This is a genomic window from Brevundimonas sp. 1080 (genome assembly GCF_040545985.1).
GTDB lineage: Bacteria > Pseudomonadota > Alphaproteobacteria > Caulobacterales > Caulobacteraceae > Brevundimonas.
On the sequence record NZ_JBEPMW010000001.1, the window covers coordinates 1,020,085 to 1,035,744 of the forward strand.

Sequence of the window (15,660 nt, forward strand, 5' to 3'; positions counted from 1 at the left end):
GTCATCCGCGCATTCGGGATTGAGGCCGCTTGCGCCATGCTGTAAGCGGCCTGTTCCGGCGTCGCGCCGGCCGACGCACCCGTAGCTCAGCTGGATAGAGTGCTGCCCTCCGAAGGCAGAGGTCACAGGTTCGAATCCTGTCGGGTGCGCCATTCTCCTCCAAAATAGTCCATGACGTCGTCTCCGGCGCGCGATGCTCGCCAAGACACGTTCAACACAAAATCGTCGTCGGGTTCTTGATTGCGCAAAGCCTATGTGACGTTATCTCGTAACAAGTCACTTCCTCCCCAGGCTGAGAGTTTTTCTATGCGTCCCTCAAGCGTCTCGCGATCCCTGCTCATGGCGGCGGCAGGCTCCACGATCCTGGCCGGCGCCGCCGCCGCGCAGTCCGCACCGCAGGCTCCGACGGAGTTGGGCGACATCATCGTGACGGGCGCACCCTATGGCATCAGCCAGCGGGCCTCGGTGATCGCGACGGACGTCGTGGACGAACAGACCCTGGCCACGGCGCCGGCGGCCTCGCTCGGCGACATGCTCAGCGGGCGTCCGGGCATTCGTTCGACCGACTTCGCGCCCGGCGCCAGCCGACCCGTCATTCGCGGCCTCAGCGGCCCGCGCGTCCAGGTGCTGACCAACGGCATCGGCCTGATCGACGCAAGCTCTGTGTCGCCTGACCACGCCGTGGCCACCGATCCGGCCGAGGCCAATCGTATCGAGATCATCCGCGGCCCCGCGACGCTGGTCTATGGCGGTTCGGCCATCGGCGGTGTGGTCAACGTTCTGGACGACCGCATCCCCACCGAGATCCCCGAGGGGGGCGTGTCCGGCGTGGTCTCCACCCAGGCGTCCAGCGTCGATGATGGCCGCAGCGCCTTCGGACGCGTGACCGTCGGCAGTGGGAACTTCGCCTTCAATGTCGATGGCGTGAAGCGCAAGACCGACGACTACGACATCCCGGCCCCGGCCATTTCCGCCAGGCGCGCCGCCGCCGAAGGCCTTGCGCGCGAAGACACCGGAACCCAGCCCAACAGCTATACCGATCTGGAAGCCTGGGGCGTCGGCGGTTCCTACATCGGCGACAAGGGCTTCGCCGGCGTTTCCTACAAGAACACCGACAGCGAATACGGAACGGTCGCCGAGGAATCGGTCTTCATCAAGCTGAACCAGAAGCGGTGGGACGCGCGCGGCGAATACCGTTTCGACAGCGGGCCCTTCTCGGCCCTGCGCGGCTCCTACGGCCATGCCGATTACACCCACACCGAGTTCGAGGCCGTGGGCGAACCGGGCACCATCTTCAACTCCGACGGCTGGGAAGGCCGTGCGGACCTGGTTCAGCGCGAACGCAACGGCTGGAACGGCGCCGTCGGGGTTCAGGCCCTGTCGCGCAACTTCGAGGCCATCGGCGAGGAGGCCTTCGTGCCCAGCGTCAAGATCGACGAACTCGGCCTCTATACGGTGCAGCGTCTGGACCTCGGCAACCATGGTTTCGAGGGCGGCCTGCGTTATGACCGGCGCGAACTCAGCGGCACGCCCATCGGCGGCGCCAGCGAAGTCACGCGCGAGTTCGACAATTGGTCGGCGTCCGCCGCCGCCTTCATCCGCCCGACCGCCGGTCTGTTCCTGGGCCTCAGCCTGGCCCACAACGAGCGCGCGCCCAGCGAGGTCGAGCTGTTCGCCGACGGCGTCCACATCGCCACCGCTGCCTATGAGACCGGCGACCTGACGCTGAACTCCGAAAAGGTGACGACGCTGGAGGGCACCGCCCACTACGACCGCGGCCGATTCACCGGCGATCTGCACGTCTATCACTCCTGGTATAACGGCTTCATCGACGAACGGCCGACAGGCGACCAGTTCTATTTCGAGGAAGAGGACGAGTTCTTCCCCATCTATCGGTTCGTCCAGACCGACGCGAAATTCTATGGCTTCGAGCTGGAAGGCGCCTATGCGCTTTGGCAGGACGGCGATCGCAAACTGTCGCTGGAAGGCGCGGCCGACTATGTCCACGCCCAGACGGACTTCGGCCCTGCCGCGCGGATTCCGCCCTACTCCGTCACCGGACGCCTGGCCTGGACATCGACCAGGTTCGACGCCAGCGCCGAGGTTCGCCATGTCGGAGAGCAGGACCGGGTCGCCAACGAATTCGAACTGCCGACCGACGACTACACCCTGGTCAACGCCTCGGTGGCCGTCCGCCCCTTCGCCCAGCAGAACGTCACCCTGTTCGCCGAGGCGCGGAACCTGACGGATGAGGAAGCCCGCGAACACGTGTCCTTCCTCAAGGACATCGCCCCTCTGCCGGGGCGCAACCTTCGGGTCGGCGTCGCCTACCGCTTCTGACAAACATCGAGAGCCTTCGGCGCAGTCTTGGTTGCGCCGAAGGCTCACACGCGTCGGCGAACGCGAACCGCCTCCGTGCGTTGATCGCCCATGAATGAAAAAGAACCTCGCAAAGTCCCGATCGGCTACGAAGACCGGCCCGACAAGCCGACACGCGGCGCCTTTCGCATCACGGCCCTCGCCATAGCGGCCGCAGCCGTCGTCTTCCTGACGCTGATCGCAGTCGTCGTCATGCGAAGCGGCGGCATCTAGGGGCTCGAAGCCTTCCGACCTGTGTTAGGGCCTGGCTTGCTGCACGTCTCTTCCAAGCGCTTAAGCGCTTCACCAGCCGGCGAAGTCGCCAGCCCGCGCAATCCCGCGGCCACCGGCCGCGAGGCTCTACTGCGGACCGCGAGAGATGATTGACTTGAACACCGCCACTGCGGCCGAACTCGATGGCGTTGAACTTTTGCGTGGCCATGGGTTTGAGATCGTCCGCTATCGTGAGGAACGCGGTCTGTTCACCAGCCTTCGCCAACTCTACGAAGTGCCGGGTCTGGCCCAAAAAACGGATGGCGTCGAAGCGCACCTTTACTTCGAACCTGGTGACGCCAGCTAGGCGATGTCTTTATTACAGCGGCGACCACAACCACGGTAGTGTGACGCTTTGAGAGATGCCGCGACATGAACCCTTGGTATTGGCTGGGCTCCCGAGTTGGTTAAATCGCCACGCACCTCCAACCCGCCACACGTCAGAAAGCCCCACGGCTTTGTGCGGTGGGGCTTTATGGTGTTTTGGGTGCGGGAGCACGCATTGGCCACAATAGTATACTCGGCGTGATCGATATTCCGGCTTGACGGGACGTCGCCACGCGCCGTCATTTTTGACAGTCACAAATGCGCCAAGAGCGGTCTTGGGCTGGTCGCCCGATACCGGACATTCAGCGCAGCAACCCGAAGTCTGCTCTCGACCCGTACTGACCTTCGAAGCGTCCGCTTGCGCCCGCAACCCGCCCGTGATCCGAGAAGTTGACCCAACAGGCGACCTCAATCCGAGGAGCCTCCAAGTTTTTTACAAGCCAGGGTCCCGCCAGTGAATGCCGGGACCGTGCCGAGCGACAGTTACCCGACCGATCGCCCGCATTAATTGATCTGGAACCGCCGCCTCGCCGCCAGCGCCACGAGGAACAGTAGGACGCCGGCGAGGAAGGACTGTACCGACGAAATCAGGCGCGTCGCCAGCGCGAACCCCGGGCTGTCCCTGAGCAGCGCGTATTCCATGGCCTGAGCGACAGACGTCGGCTCGCCAGACCCGAGCGGTTTGAGGTTCCAGATACCGAACAGATTGACCATCGACCGGGACGATAGATTGGCCGCCTCGATCCATGCCCGGTGGGGCCAAGCGGGTGTGACTGAATACTGGAGGGATTCCGTCCCTGTCATCGCGGCCAGCCCGAAGTAGACGCACGCGCCGAAAGCCCAGAGCGCAAGGGCGGCGGCAACAGGACGGCGGAACGAAGCCCCGTAGTTGGAACACAGGCCGAACAGCCAGGACAGCGATCGCTCCACGCTTGGAGTGGTAGTCTGCTGCCGTCGCGAGACGAGCTCGTACCTGAACAGGGCCTGCTCCAGGTACCGGTCCCTGACGCCTTCCGCCGCCTGCTTGAGAGCGCGGAAGCCGTGCTCGAGGCCTAGCCGCTCCTCGTCAGTGTCCGCGGCCCTGATGATGGGGATCATGCGACGGTCGTTGGTGACGAGATCGCGATCAAACCGGATCTCGCCCTTGAACATGGCACCGTTGAACGCCGAGAAGGCGGTGAATGCGATGCCGCGAAAATCGACGAAGCTGTCAAAACGCGTCTCCTTGAACGCGCCCTCGTGGTCACCGCCAACTCCTTCCCAGATCACGTTCCGAAAGTCGGCCGGTCCCTGGAAATGCGCCCGGGCGAAACTGACCAGGTTTTGGAAGGTGACGTCATCGAAGCCGACCTTTCCCCCGAACTCCGCGCCATGGAACATCGGCATGGACAAGGTCGCTTCCGCGAATGACAGCGCGCGTCCCCAGCGGGTCTCCGTGAAGCTCGTCGAAAGACCGGTTTTGACGAGTGAAAAGTCCGCGTCCCTCTCGACGGACATGTAGTCGCCCTCGAGCTGTTCGCCTTCGAAGCCGGAGACGCTGAGGGCCCCGCCGATCTTCACGCTCTCTAGGGACAGGTCCCCTTGGACGTTGCTGATCCGGAGATCGTCCGCGATGCGCGACTCCTCAAGGGTCAGTTGGCGCGTGGTGATGCCGTCGAACTGCACTTCGTCCCGGAAGTCATCTCCGTTAAAGCTCACGCCGCCCGGGCACGTGATGGCTTCTGCGGAGACCGCGTCAGCGCAGGTCAGACGGGCGCATTGAAGACGGCCCGCGTCGATATTCGCGAACGTCATCGCCCCGGCCACGACGCCGCTTGACAGCCGGAGGTCCATCCCTTCGGTCACCCCGGCCAAGGCGAAGTCGTCGTCGACGAACACCCGACGCAGATGCAGGTTCTTCAACGCACGACCGCGCAGACGTCCTTCTCCGAGGTAGAGCCTTTGTCCCTTGATGCAGGCTTCCGACAACCAGATGTCCGGCAGGACGTCGAGGATCGCGCCGTCCATCGGGAGGCCGGGCGCCGTCGTATAAGACAGGAACCTCGGGGGTTTGCCGCCAGACCGCTCGGTGCTGACCGGGAGTTCTTTAGGAAAGCGCTTGAGGGCGGCGTCGATGGAGCGGTCTATCGCATCCTGCTCCTCCCACATCCAGGCGGATTTGGCGGGCGAGCCATCCTGCCACACCAGCGGCGTATGTACCCGCGTATACTCCTGCCCGTTGGGCGCCGTCTCGAGACGGTGTTCCTCCTCGCGCCAGATATCCTGTAGAGTTGCGGGACGCGTGCCGCCGACTTGCCGCCGGTTGCGCGTGAACTGGTCGTCGGGCGTAAGAAACCATCCGGCGACCCGGATATTGGCCAGTCCGTTCCAGGAATAATCCTGTCGCCACCAGCGCCGCCACCACTCCGCCCGCAGATCCGCGATGCTGTCCGACTTCATTTTCCCCGCCCTTGTGTGCCCGATCTGGCGTCGGTTCGTCGCCTAGCTCATCTACGCCATCGCTCGCGCCTATATGCGCAAACTCTGGAGCGGCCAGACCGATCAAGGTCAGCGCAATTTCAGAGGCGGCCAAGCTGTTGCCTTTCAAACGCCCAAGCCACACAACCGTTAGGCGATTAGTTCGTTGGACGCCACTCCGACGGCGTTCTGAGACAGTGGGGCCTTCATGTACATCGACCAACTCACAATCTGGAATTTCCGCAGTTTTGGGGCGACCGCGCCTGAAGTCACCGATAACCCCGGCACTTCGGCGACGATCGTGAAACTGGATGCGGCAGCGAGCGTCTTCATCGGCCGCAACGGAGCGGGAAAGAGTTCCTTGGTCCAGGCTCTTCTTCGACTGTTCGGAGAGAACCGCCCATGCCGATCGGCGTCTTCTAGCCTCTTGAGAAAGGCCGAGCGCGTCTTGTCCATGGTCATTTGATCGAACCAGCTTGGCGAATGCTGGGTCGAGACCAGGATCACCTCCGGGCCATCGGCTTCATCAAGCCGCTGGGCGATAGCCTCCGCGACGACGGGCGAGGTGAAATACTGGTTCTCAATGTAGAGGGTCGTTTTGGCCGCAGCGATGGCGGCCAATGTGGCCGCCTCGCCTTGCCTCAACTCCGGAAAATCTTTCCATGGGGCCTGGGTTCGAGACACGCCGATCTCAACGTTTTCCAGATCGGGCCTCACAGCGGCGGCCAGACGTCGCAAATGGTTTCAGCTCGGGCGGCAAGCGGCTCTCCGGTCGCTCTCGCCCACCGTTCGCGGAAGAGATCACCCAGGGCGGCCGCCGGCGGACCATCGACCATCGCCATGACCTCATGCCGGCAATCGTAGCAGGGCGTTCCCTTCTCGGTCTTCCCGCGACGCGGATCGGGGTGGAGATGTTCGGGGCTATCCCAGCGGTCGGGACCGATGTCGCAACTGCCGCAGAAGGCCACGGTGTCATCGACGATGATGACCTTCTGGTGGTGGGAAGCGCCTGGCGGCAAGGTTCCGTCCAGACGGAAATCGACGCGCGTGTCGGCGAAGAAGCGACGACTGCGCCAGGGAAAGAACCGCTGAGTGGCCGCAACGGCTAGGGGCGACTTCCAGCACAGGATCCGGATGTCCAGGTCCGGCCGAGCTTGCGACAGCTCTTTGAGGAAGCGGCCGATTGTTTGCGGACCAGAGCCGTCCGCGGGCTTGTGATCAACGACGGTGTCGGGATCAAAGGCCCAGTTCAGGAAGTGGATGGTCCGACTCGCCTGGCTCATCGCCGCCTTTGCGGCCGCCAGATAAGGCTCCATGTCCACCAGCAGCGCGGCGCGGGGCGCGACTTCGGCACGCCAGCAGGTGGTTCCGACTTCCAGCATGTCCGGGTCTCCCGACCAAAATCGCCCGGTGAGCCGGTCGCACTGCTTACATCATATTGAAGATGTCGCGACGCCCCCGACAGGCATCCAGAGCGTCGCGACGCTTCTCTTACTGGGTCCGGGACGCAGCGTCAGCGGCCGCATCGGTCTTGCGCGCTGCGGTATCGGCGGCGGCATCGGCGTTAGCTGCCGCGTCCTTGGCGGCATCGGTGGTTGCGTCGGCGGCGGCGTCCGCATTCGCGGCTGTGTCACTGGCCGCCGAGGCGACCGTGTCGCCGGCGTTTTCCGCCGTAGCGGCGGCGTTTTCCTCGGTCCGCTCGGAGCAAGCCGACAAGGCCAAGGCGGCCGCGGCGGCGATATACAGCATACGCATGATGTGTTTCCTCTTGCTGACCCGGCGGCTGATCCGCCTTCAATTGCAGCGTCGTCAGGCTAGGGCGAAGGCCTGCCGATGGCGACAGACATTTTCTGATCCGGCTTCGATGTGTCGAACGTCTGACGGCAGTTTCTGCAAACGTCTCAGGTAGGACGCCAAATATCAGCCTCGCGCCAGAAGCGGTCATTCGCCGGCTGCCGCAAACACGACATTCAGTGTGATCGAAAGTCGTAGTTCCAGCTGACAGCCCATGACGGTTCTCGACCCATAGCGGACACTCGCAAGGTCCGCTCCGAGGTCAAACTGAGCGCCACAATCGAGGTCGTACGCAGCACGGCGTACAAGCGGTGGCGTTGGAACGCTCTTTCGATATCGGGGCCGAATATGGCTCAGGTGCAGCCAAATCAATCTATCGCCAGTTCTGAATGATGATTGTCGAAAAGTGCCATCAGATCGCTGAAAGGCAGCGGTCGGGAGACCCAGTAGCCTTGGATGGTGTCACATCCCAGAGCCGACAAGGCGTCAAAGACCTCCTCGGTTTCAACGCCTTCAGCCACGACGGTCATGCCTAAGCCGTGCGCCAAATCGACGGTGGATTTGACAATCAGGCGATCACGCGCGCTGTTGACGACATCAAGGATCAGAGATCGGTCAATCTTCAACTCGTCGGCGTTCAGCATTTTCAGATAGCTGAGCGAAGATAGGCCGGCGCCGTAGTCGTCGATCGAAATCCGCACCCCCGCCGCCCGATAGGCCGCGATCGCTTGGGCCGCGATCTTCGGGTTTTCGATGACGGCGGTTTCGGTGATTTCGAAGATGAGATCGGCGTCGCAGCCCTCGATCAACTGGAGCGCACGCGCCTGGAAGGCCTCATCCACAAGAAGACGTCCCGAAACATTCAGAGCGATCGCCAGATGAACGCCCTGAGCCCTCAGCGCGGCCTGATCTTCGATCGCTTTGACGATGCTCCATTCGGTCAGCGCCCTGATCTGTCCTGTCTGTTCGGCGATGGGAATGAAGAGGTCCGGCCCGATCCGACCGCGAACGGGATGGTGCCAGCGGCAGAGCGCCTCGACCGAAGCCGTTGAGCCGTCCGAGGTCTTGCGCTTGGGCTGATAGTGCAGACTGACGTCGCTCGTGCGCAGGGCGTCGCGAAGTTCCGACATCAGGGCGAGGTTGTTGTCGGGATCGACAAAGGACGCCTCGTCATAAAGCACCGTACGGTCGTCCGAGAGATCGGCCTGGTTAAGCGCCGTCGTTGCCCGTTCGATCAGGGCGTCGCCGCTCCCCGACTGCCTATCCTGTGAGGCGCTGCCGATGCGGACGAACAAATCTAGAGGCTGGCCGTCGACGGTAAAGGTCGTTTCCACGGCGCGAAGCGATCTGGCCAGGGCGTGTTGCTGATCGACGGACAGATCGGCCCGCGAGAAAGCGAGCACCGAGGACGCGATTTGCGCCACTAGGTCCACGTCGGCCAAATCGGCCAAGCGGTCGGCAAGCTGGACCATCAAGGTGTTCGCGACGTCGTAACCGACGACCCCGCGCATTTCCGCATGGCGATCCACGCCGATCGCAAACACGGCGACGTTGGTCTCGGCTGTGGCGATCAGGTCGTCGATGCCCGCCAGCAGAGCTCGGCGATTGGGAAGCCCTGTTTCCGGCTGGTGCATCGCCAGATGAAGCAGGCCGGCCTCTCGCGCCTGCACGATCGCCTTGGCTTGCCTCGTCAACTCCACGCGGGTCGCCCAGATCGCCATCAGTGTCTGCGTGAAAAGAAGCGCGGCGATGTCGATGCTGACCGGCAGCAAGGCCTGAAGCACGATCGGCGCGATGACGATCAAGGCCGTGATGGCGACATGGCGCACGACCAGCCGCCACAGGGCGCCGCCCCCGCTTCTCACAGGCTGTAAAGCCGCGACGAGCCCGGCGCACAGGATCAGAAGCGCCAGCGGGCTAAGGCTGACCAGGGCCCGTCCGTCAGCGATACTTTCGTAGGCGAGGGCATGGATGATGACGCCGGGCAACAGCCCGACGGGCGTGGCGAACTCGTCGCCGAGTTCCAAGGCCGTCGCCCCCATCAGAATCTTCTTGCCGCGCACGAGCGAGGGGTCGAAGCGGCCGCTGTAGACGTCCTCGAAACTGAGGTGGGGGATCGATTTCTGCTCGATCCCGAAATCGACGGTGAAAGCGCCCTGTCGCACCGAGGCATCGGCCAAGATGGCCGCGACCGATGGCGGCGCTTCATCTGAGGCGCCATAATCGTAATGGCGCACCCTTCCGTCGCCATCCACAGGCACATTGACCGAAGCGAGCAAGGAATCATTCAGAAGCGGCGCGATCGGACGATTGCCCGATCTGCGTCTTTCGCCGGCGCCATATGACGCCATCTGCTCAAAGGTCGCCAACGCCACCTGGCCGGGGTGGCGCGATACCGCCGCCGCCAGCGCCTGATCGGACGCGGGGTTCGACGGCGCGCTGAAATCGACATCGACCGCGACCAGGGTCGCGCCCGCCAAAATCAGATTGTCGATCGCCTGGGCATACCGTCGCCGATCCCATGGCCAGGCCTCTGCGGCGATGAGGCTTCGGGAATCGATCTCGACGACCGTCAGACTCTGGCTGGCAGGCCGCTCCAGAACCGAGAACCGCGCAGAGGCGATAACATCGTCGAGGGGCCGGAAGGCGTTCGCGAGCATTCCAATGCCCGCGAACGCCAGGATCAGCACGGACCAGGCGACGACAGAAAGTCGACGTCGACCGAGTTCATCAGCAGCAGCGCGCATGGTCACCGCTTCGGAGGCCGAGGACCACCCTTGCCGGGATCATCCCCACCCGGGTTGCCATTGCCTGGGTTGCCCGAGCCAGGGTTGCCCGAGCCCGGATTGCCGTTGCCCGGATTGCCGGAACCGGGGTTGCCGGAACCGGGGTTACCCGAGCCCGGGTTGCCGTTGCCGGGGTTGCCCGAGCCCGGATTGCCGTTGCCCGGATTGCCGGAACCGGGGTTACCCGAGCCCGGGTTTCCATTGCCTGGGTTGCCCGAACCAGGGTTGCCGTTGCCCGGATTGCCGTTGCCCGGATTGCCGTTGCCTGGATTACCGTTACCGGGGTTGCCCGAGCCCGGATTGCCGTTGCCCGGATTGCCGGAACCAGGGTTGCCGGAACCGGGGTTACCCGAGCCCGGGTTGCCGTTGCCAGGGTTGCCGTTGCCCGGATTGCCGTTGCCAGGATTACCGTTGCCGGGGTTGCCCGAGCCCGGATTGCCGTTGCCAGGGTTGCCGTTGCCCGGATTGCCGTTGCCTGGATTACCGTTGCCGGGGTTACCCGAGCCCGGGTTGCCGTTGCCAGGATTGCCGTTGCCCGGATTGCCCGAGCCGGGGTTGCCGTTGCCAGGATTACCGTTGCCGGGGTTGCCCGAGCCCGGATTGCCGTTGCCCGGATTGCCGTTGCCCGGATTGCCGTTGCCCGGGTTGCCGTTGCCGGGGTTGCCGTTGCCGGGGTTGCCCGAGCTGGGGTTGCCGGAACCGGGGTTGCCCGAGCTGGGGTTGCCGGAACCGGGGTTGCCGGAACCGGGGTTGCCGGAACCGGGGTTACCATTGCCCGGATTGCCCGAGCCGGGGTTGCCGTTGCCCGGGTTGCCGTTGCCGGGGTTGCCGTTGCCGGGGTTGCCGGAACCGGGGTTGCCCGAGCTGGGGTTGCCGGAACCGGGGTTGCCGGAACCGGGGTTACCATTGCCCGGATTGCCCGAGCCGGGGTTGCCGTTGCCCGGGTTGCCGTTGCCAGGATTGCCGTTGCCAGGGTTGCCGTTGCCCGGATTGCCGTTGCCGGGGTTGCCCGAGCCGGGATTGCCGGAACCGGGGTTGCCGGAACCGGGGTTACCATTGCCCGGGTTGCCCGAGCCGGGGTTGCCGTTGCCTGGATTACCGTTGCCCGGGTTGCCGTTGCCAGGATTGCCGTTGCCAGGATTGCCGTTGCCCGGATTGCCGGAACCGGGGTTGCCGGAACCGGGGTTACCCGAGCCCGGGTTGCCGTTGCCAGGGTTGCCAGGATTAGTCGCTCCGGTATTGGCGCTGTTAGCTGGGCCCGCTGCGGCATTATTGCTTGCGTTGGTTGCAGCGGGGGGAGATGAAGCGTTTCCGCCTGAACCGGAGTTTCCTGCCGCAGCGGTGGAAGTCGCTGCTGAAGACGTCGCTGGAACCGAAGCCGTGCTTGTGGTCGTAGCCGATGACGTTGTCGTCGCGACGGTCGAGGCGCTTGATGTGGACGCCGTCGTGGTGGTGGCCGCTGGCGCCGTCGCGGGCGGGTTCTGGACCAGACCATCGGTCAAGGCCTCGTAGTCGAGGCTCGGCGCCGCAACGGGCGCCGCTTCGATCGGAACCAATGCAACGGGTGTGGAAACCTCGACGCTGGTCGGTTGCTGACGCGGAACCAAGGCGGTGGCGCCCGCCGCCACGTCGCTGACGGCGTTGCCGTTGTTGGCGCGAACTTCGACCAGACCTTCGGCGACATGCACGCGGTCGCCCATTGGGTCGACGGTGACTGTAAACGTCGTTCCCTTCACCACGGCGGCAAGCAATGGCGTCTCCACGCGGAAGTGCGGCTGCCTCTGCCGATCAACCTGGAAAAGGGCCGAACCGAGGTCCTGCAAAACCCGTGTCATGCCGCCGACTTCAGGCGCCAGAGTGGTGCGACTGTTCGGCCCTACCACGACCCTTTGCTGACCGTTCGTGATCATCGCACGGCCGTTTCCGCCTGTCGTGACGCTGGTTCCGGTAGGTAACACCTGCCCAACCGAGCCGTTTGCAGCGGGCCGCGCCGGTATGGCCACGCGAACAACGCCCGCCACTTCTCTAATGCGCCATTCATCCGCAAGAGCCTGGGTCGGGTAGCGCACGAAGAAGAAGAGGACCGCGAAGAATATTGCGTATCGATTGGCCAACACACACTCCAGACATTCTGTTTGATGTTCTGGATATCAGCACGTGCCTGCCAAGCCCTTAACTGGTGATATTAATACGATTTTTAGCCCGAACGCCGTAAATGATCTCCTGTGTTTGGAGAACGGCGTGCGTCATATTTTTTCGACTTCATGGTTAAGAACAATCAGTGTCCTGTGGGGGATGGTGGCGGTGCTGACCATGGCTGTCGCGGGACCGGTTCGCGCGGACGCTGAGCCGGCCTCGACGCCGGACGCCGGATGCGCCGGATGTCTGATCCTGACCAGCATGCTGATCCAGGGGGTGAGCGCCTATCCACTCGCCGATCTCGCCGACACCTATGACCAGCAGTTGGCGCGGCGCGTCTCAGTGGATGATTTGGTGCAGTCGGCCAATGCGATCACCGCGCGTTATCGCAACGACGGATATTTTCTGACCCGCGCTGTCGTCGCCGAGACCGACCCCGCCATCGGCGCCGCCCGCATCGTCGTGTTCGAGGGCTATATCTCGGAAATGAAACTGACCGGCGATGGCGCACGCGCCGTCGAACCGATCCTGAAGCCATTGGTGAACCAGCGCCCCCTGACCATCGGCGAACTGGATCGCCGCCTGTCCCTGGCGTCCGACGTGCCCGGCGTCAAACTGACCAGCCGCATCGAGCCGATCATCGGCGACCCGGCCCAACACCGCCTGGTGGTCGAGACGGCAATGACCTCGGGCAGCGCCGGCGTCTATGTCGACAATCGCGGTTCCGAAACGCAGGGTCCGTGGCAGGTCTACCTTTCCGGGGCGCGTAACTCGACATTCATGGCCGGCGACCAGATCACTTTGGGCGTGCTGACAGTGCCGGATCGTCCTGACGAACTCACCTATGTCGATGCGTCCTACTCTGTCGTCGCGCCCGGAGGCGGCCGCATCCGTTTTGGCGTATCAGGCTATGAGACGGATGCGCCGCTTCAGAACGCATCGGGCTGGGTCGGGGGGAGCAGCCGCATGGCCTCGGTCACGCTCTCGCATCCTTTGGTCCGTTCGCGCGACAAGAACCTCTGGCTCAACGCGGGGCTAGATGTCCGTCGCGTCGAACAGAACTACGTCGCCACGGGTCGCGCCGACGAAACCCTGACCGTGGCGCGGGTATCCATGGCGGGACAGCGGCGTTCCAGCCCCGGCTGGATGGCCGGCTCGGTACAGCTGTCGAAAGGGATCGACGCCTTCGGCGCCACGACCGAGCGTTCGCCGCTGAATACGCGCTACGACGGGACCGGCGAGTTCTTCAAGGTCAACGCCCAGGTCAGCGCCTATCGCGATCTCAGCAAGTATGTCGGCGTTTACGTCGAGGCCTCAGGCCAATGGTCGGACGACGCCTTGCTCAGCTCCGAAGAGTTCTTCGTCGGCGGCCCGACCTATGGCCGGGCGTATGACTATGGCGAAGCCAGCGGCGACAAGGCCGTCGCCGGGATGATCGAGGCGCGGATCGGATATGATCCCAAAGGCGACCTGATCACCTTCGCCCAGGCCTTCGCCTTCTTCGACACCGCCAAGGTGTGGAACAAGACGCCCGGTCGCGACTGGTCCGAACAGCTGACGTCCGCCGGCGTCGGTTCGCGCATCACCTTCGACCGCAAGACCACCCTGCGTATCGAGTTCGCCAAACCCCTGTCCCGCACCCCTTACACCCAATCGGACAAGGCTTGGCGAGTGTTTGCATCATTGTCGAAACAGTTTTAGGCACCTGACGGCGTATCCGCGTCAGTTCACCAACATGACCTCAGCCGATGCGTAGAGGCCTGCGGACCCTGTCTTAGGCAGGATGGCATAATTTCGATCTACGACATCATAGAGATGCGTGACTAGAGCATCAAACTCTTGCTCGAAGCCCGGCCGAGGCTGGATAAGAATTGCTCCGCTCAGCGGCGTGCAGATGTGGATGTCACTGCCGGTGGCTAGATCTTCGAACGATACCATGCGTAGTCCTATGCTGGCATAGTTGATCCGTCACGCCCGAAACCCCGGCACTTTAAACGTCACGACTCAGACCTTCGGACTGTCTGTCAAGGCGACCTAGATGGATCCCGTTTGAGAACGGCCTTAGAACTCTTTCGTAAGTGTGCCGCCGTGGAAGAAGCTGAAAACTTTTCGCTGTGGTCGCTCCGCAGCTTGTTGACACTGGATATCTCCTCCTCTGGTCGAAATCCATGGGCGCTAATTGACCCGCTGCGGACATCCGACGCTGTCTTATGCTGAAGGCGGGCGCGTATGAGAGCTAAATACTGCATTGGGCTCGCCCTGAAGACGCCAAATTCAGGTCCCGGCACTTGCCTATGATGTCTGCTTTTCGCGCTTGTATCGCTTGCGGCGGTCGACGGGTGTTTAACGTGGTCAGTCTCCAGCTTTGAGAAGTTTGCGGCAGCGCTCGAAACAGTTGGCTCTAACCTAGTTTGTGGAAAATGCCCTTCGCTGCCCATGCCTTGAGAGCCGAAGCCCGCCGCTACCTAACCCTTTCGCGGGCGATCAACTGCCCTCGCACGCCGGGGCCTACGACAAATGGCGGTGGCTGACGTTTCTGCCCGTGGCCAATCCGTTGTGGGCCCCGCCTCTGCTGTATCTGTATGCCCATGCCCTGACACAAGGGCGGTGGCCAGACGGCGGCTGGCGGCACCTGATCCCCGGCGGAGTACAGTTCGCATGGCAGGCGGTAGGTTTCGCTCTGCCCTTGACCATCAAGAATGTCTGGGCCGACCTCAGCCTGCCAGTCACAGGGCCAGTGTTCACGCTGGCGCTGACAATCAGCTTCCTTGTCTATGGTCTGGCCATGGTTCGTCTGCTCACGGCCTATCGGCATGCGCTCGCCCAGCAGCGTAGCGACGATGCACAGTTCGCGTTGCGCTGGCTAAACCGCGCCATGGCGGCGGCCAGTGTGCTGGCAGCCTTTTGGACCGTGTACGGTTTTTGGGACGCGATCGCGCCGCTGGGGTATCGCGGGCTGATGGGGCTGTATTCGGGCCTCGCCGCCATTGCGGTCTATCTGGCGGTCGAGAGCTGGCGTCAGACGCGGGTCGCCTATCCGACCCTGGAGGCGCTGACGGCAGTTGCGCCTTCGACGGTCAGTACCGCACGCGACTGGAGCGCGCAGGGCCGCGCCTGGGCCGACACCGTTCGGCGCGAAGGCTGGGCCGCCGAGCCGGAGCTGAGCCTGACCACGCTGGCCGCGAGGCTAGGCACCAACACCGGCTATCTGTCGCGGGCGATCAACGAGGGGCTGGGCGTGAACTTCTCGACCTTCGTCAACCACCTGCGTAGCGAGGCGGTGGCGAAACGGATGGACCAGGGCGCGACGGCCTCCGTGCTGACGCTCGCTCTGGAGGCGGGATTCAGCTCCAAGGCCAGCTTCAACCGCGCGTTCCGCAACCGCTTCGACCAGACGCCGCAGGCCTATCGCGCCGGTGCGGCTCGGCTGCCGCAGGTGTCAGATCGTGAATAAATCACCGCAGCCATGATCTGGGACGCCAAGGTCCAGACGACGGGGTCAGGGTGGGCGACTTCACAACCGGAG

Annotated in this window: 11 protein-coding genes and 1 tRNA gene; 6 read left to right on the top strand and 6 right to left on the bottom strand. The window is 63.6% G+C overall.

Going from position 1 to position 15,660, the window contains the following annotated elements; genetic code table 11:
• The first annotated feature begins 75 nt into the window (after nt 1-75).
• From ABIC32_RS05180 to ABIC32_RS05195, 4 genes are all read left to right on the top strand, one after another.
• Nucleotides 76-152 (top strand) — tRNA-Arg (locus ABIC32_RS05180).
• A gap of 154 nt (nt 153-306) precedes the next feature.
• The gene (locus ABIC32_RS05185; RefSeq protein WP_354072807.1) at nt 307-2,340 is read left to right on the top strand and encodes a TonB-dependent receptor; all 2,034 of its coding nucleotides are present in this window, start codon (nt 307-309) and stop codon (nt 2,338-2,340) included.
• A 90-nt stretch (nt 2,341-2,430) separates the two neighbouring features.
• Nucleotides 2,431-2,592, top strand: a complete 162-nt coding sequence (locus ABIC32_RS05190) for a hypothetical protein (protein ID WP_354072809.1) — start codon at nt 2,431-2,433, stop codon at nt 2,590-2,592.
• Between the two features lie 145 nt (nt 2,593-2,737).
• Nucleotides 2,738-2,938, top strand: a complete 201-nt coding sequence (locus tag ABIC32_RS05195) for a ComEA family DNA-binding protein (RefSeq protein WP_354072811.1) — start codon at nt 2,738-2,740, stop codon at nt 2,936-2,938.
• Between the two features lie 524 nt (nt 2,939-3,462).
• On the opposite strand, the gene ABIC32_RS05200 is transcribed toward ABIC32_RS05195, so the two are convergent.
• The 6 genes from ABIC32_RS05200 to ABIC32_RS05225 all read right to left on the bottom strand — a co-directional run bounded on the left by ABIC32_RS05200 (nt 3,463) and on the right by ABIC32_RS05225 (nt 12,109).
• Nucleotides 3,463-5,397 carry a pentapeptide repeat-containing protein gene (locus tag ABIC32_RS05200; RefSeq protein ID WP_354072813.1) on the bottom strand — a complete coding sequence of 645 codons (1,935 nt, stop codon included), beginning with the start codon at nt 5,395-5,397 and terminating at the stop codon, nt 3,463-3,465.
• A 168-nt stretch (nt 5,398-5,565) separates the two neighbouring features.
• Complete coding sequence (locus ABIC32_RS15255) at nt 5,566-6,153, bottom strand: phospholipase D-like domain-containing protein (RefSeq protein WP_502909305.1); 588 nt, start codon at nt 6,151-6,153, stop codon at nt 5,566-5,568.
• Nucleotides 6,129-6,797: a phospholipase D-like domain-containing protein gene (locus tag ABIC32_RS05210; protein ID WP_354072817.1), complete on the bottom strand. Its 669-nt coding sequence runs from the start codon at nt 6,795-6,797 to the stop codon at nt 6,129-6,131. The genes ABIC32_RS15255 and ABIC32_RS05210 overlap by 25 nt, the downstream gene beginning before the upstream one ends.
• A 109-nt stretch (nt 6,798-6,906) precedes the next feature.
• Nucleotides 6,907-7,170 carry a hypothetical protein gene (locus ABIC32_RS05215; RefSeq protein WP_165117595.1) on the bottom strand — a complete coding sequence of 88 codons (264 nt, stop codon included), beginning with the start codon at nt 7,168-7,170 and terminating at the stop codon, nt 6,907-6,909.
• 407 nt (nt 7,171-7,577) lie between these two features.
• On the bottom strand, nt 7,578-9,956 hold the full coding sequence (locus tag ABIC32_RS05220; protein ID WP_354072819.1) for a putative bifunctional diguanylate cyclase/phosphodiesterase: 2,379 nt from the start codon (nt 9,954-9,956) through the stop codon (nt 7,578-7,580).
• Nucleotides 9,957-9,958: 2 nt separating this feature from the next.
• On the bottom strand, nt 9,959-12,109 hold the full coding sequence (locus ABIC32_RS05225; RefSeq protein ID WP_354072821.1) for a FecR domain-containing protein: 2,151 nt from the start codon (nt 12,107-12,109) through the stop codon (nt 9,959-9,961).
• A gap of 199 nt (nt 12,110-12,308) precedes the next feature.
• On the opposite strand from ABIC32_RS05225, the gene ABIC32_RS05230 reads away from it, so the two are divergent.
• Nucleotides 12,309-13,835: a ShlB/FhaC/HecB family hemolysin secretion/activation protein gene (locus ABIC32_RS05230; protein ID WP_354072823.1), complete on the top strand. Its 1,527-nt coding sequence runs from the start codon at nt 12,309-12,311 to the stop codon at nt 13,833-13,835.
• A gap of 841 nt (nt 13,836-14,676) precedes the next feature.
• On the top strand, nt 14,677-15,588 hold the full coding sequence (locus ABIC32_RS05235; protein WP_354072825.1) for a helix-turn-helix domain-containing protein: 912 nt from the start codon (nt 14,677-14,679) through the stop codon (nt 15,586-15,588).
• The last annotated feature ends 72 nt before the right edge of the window (nt 15,589-15,660 follow it).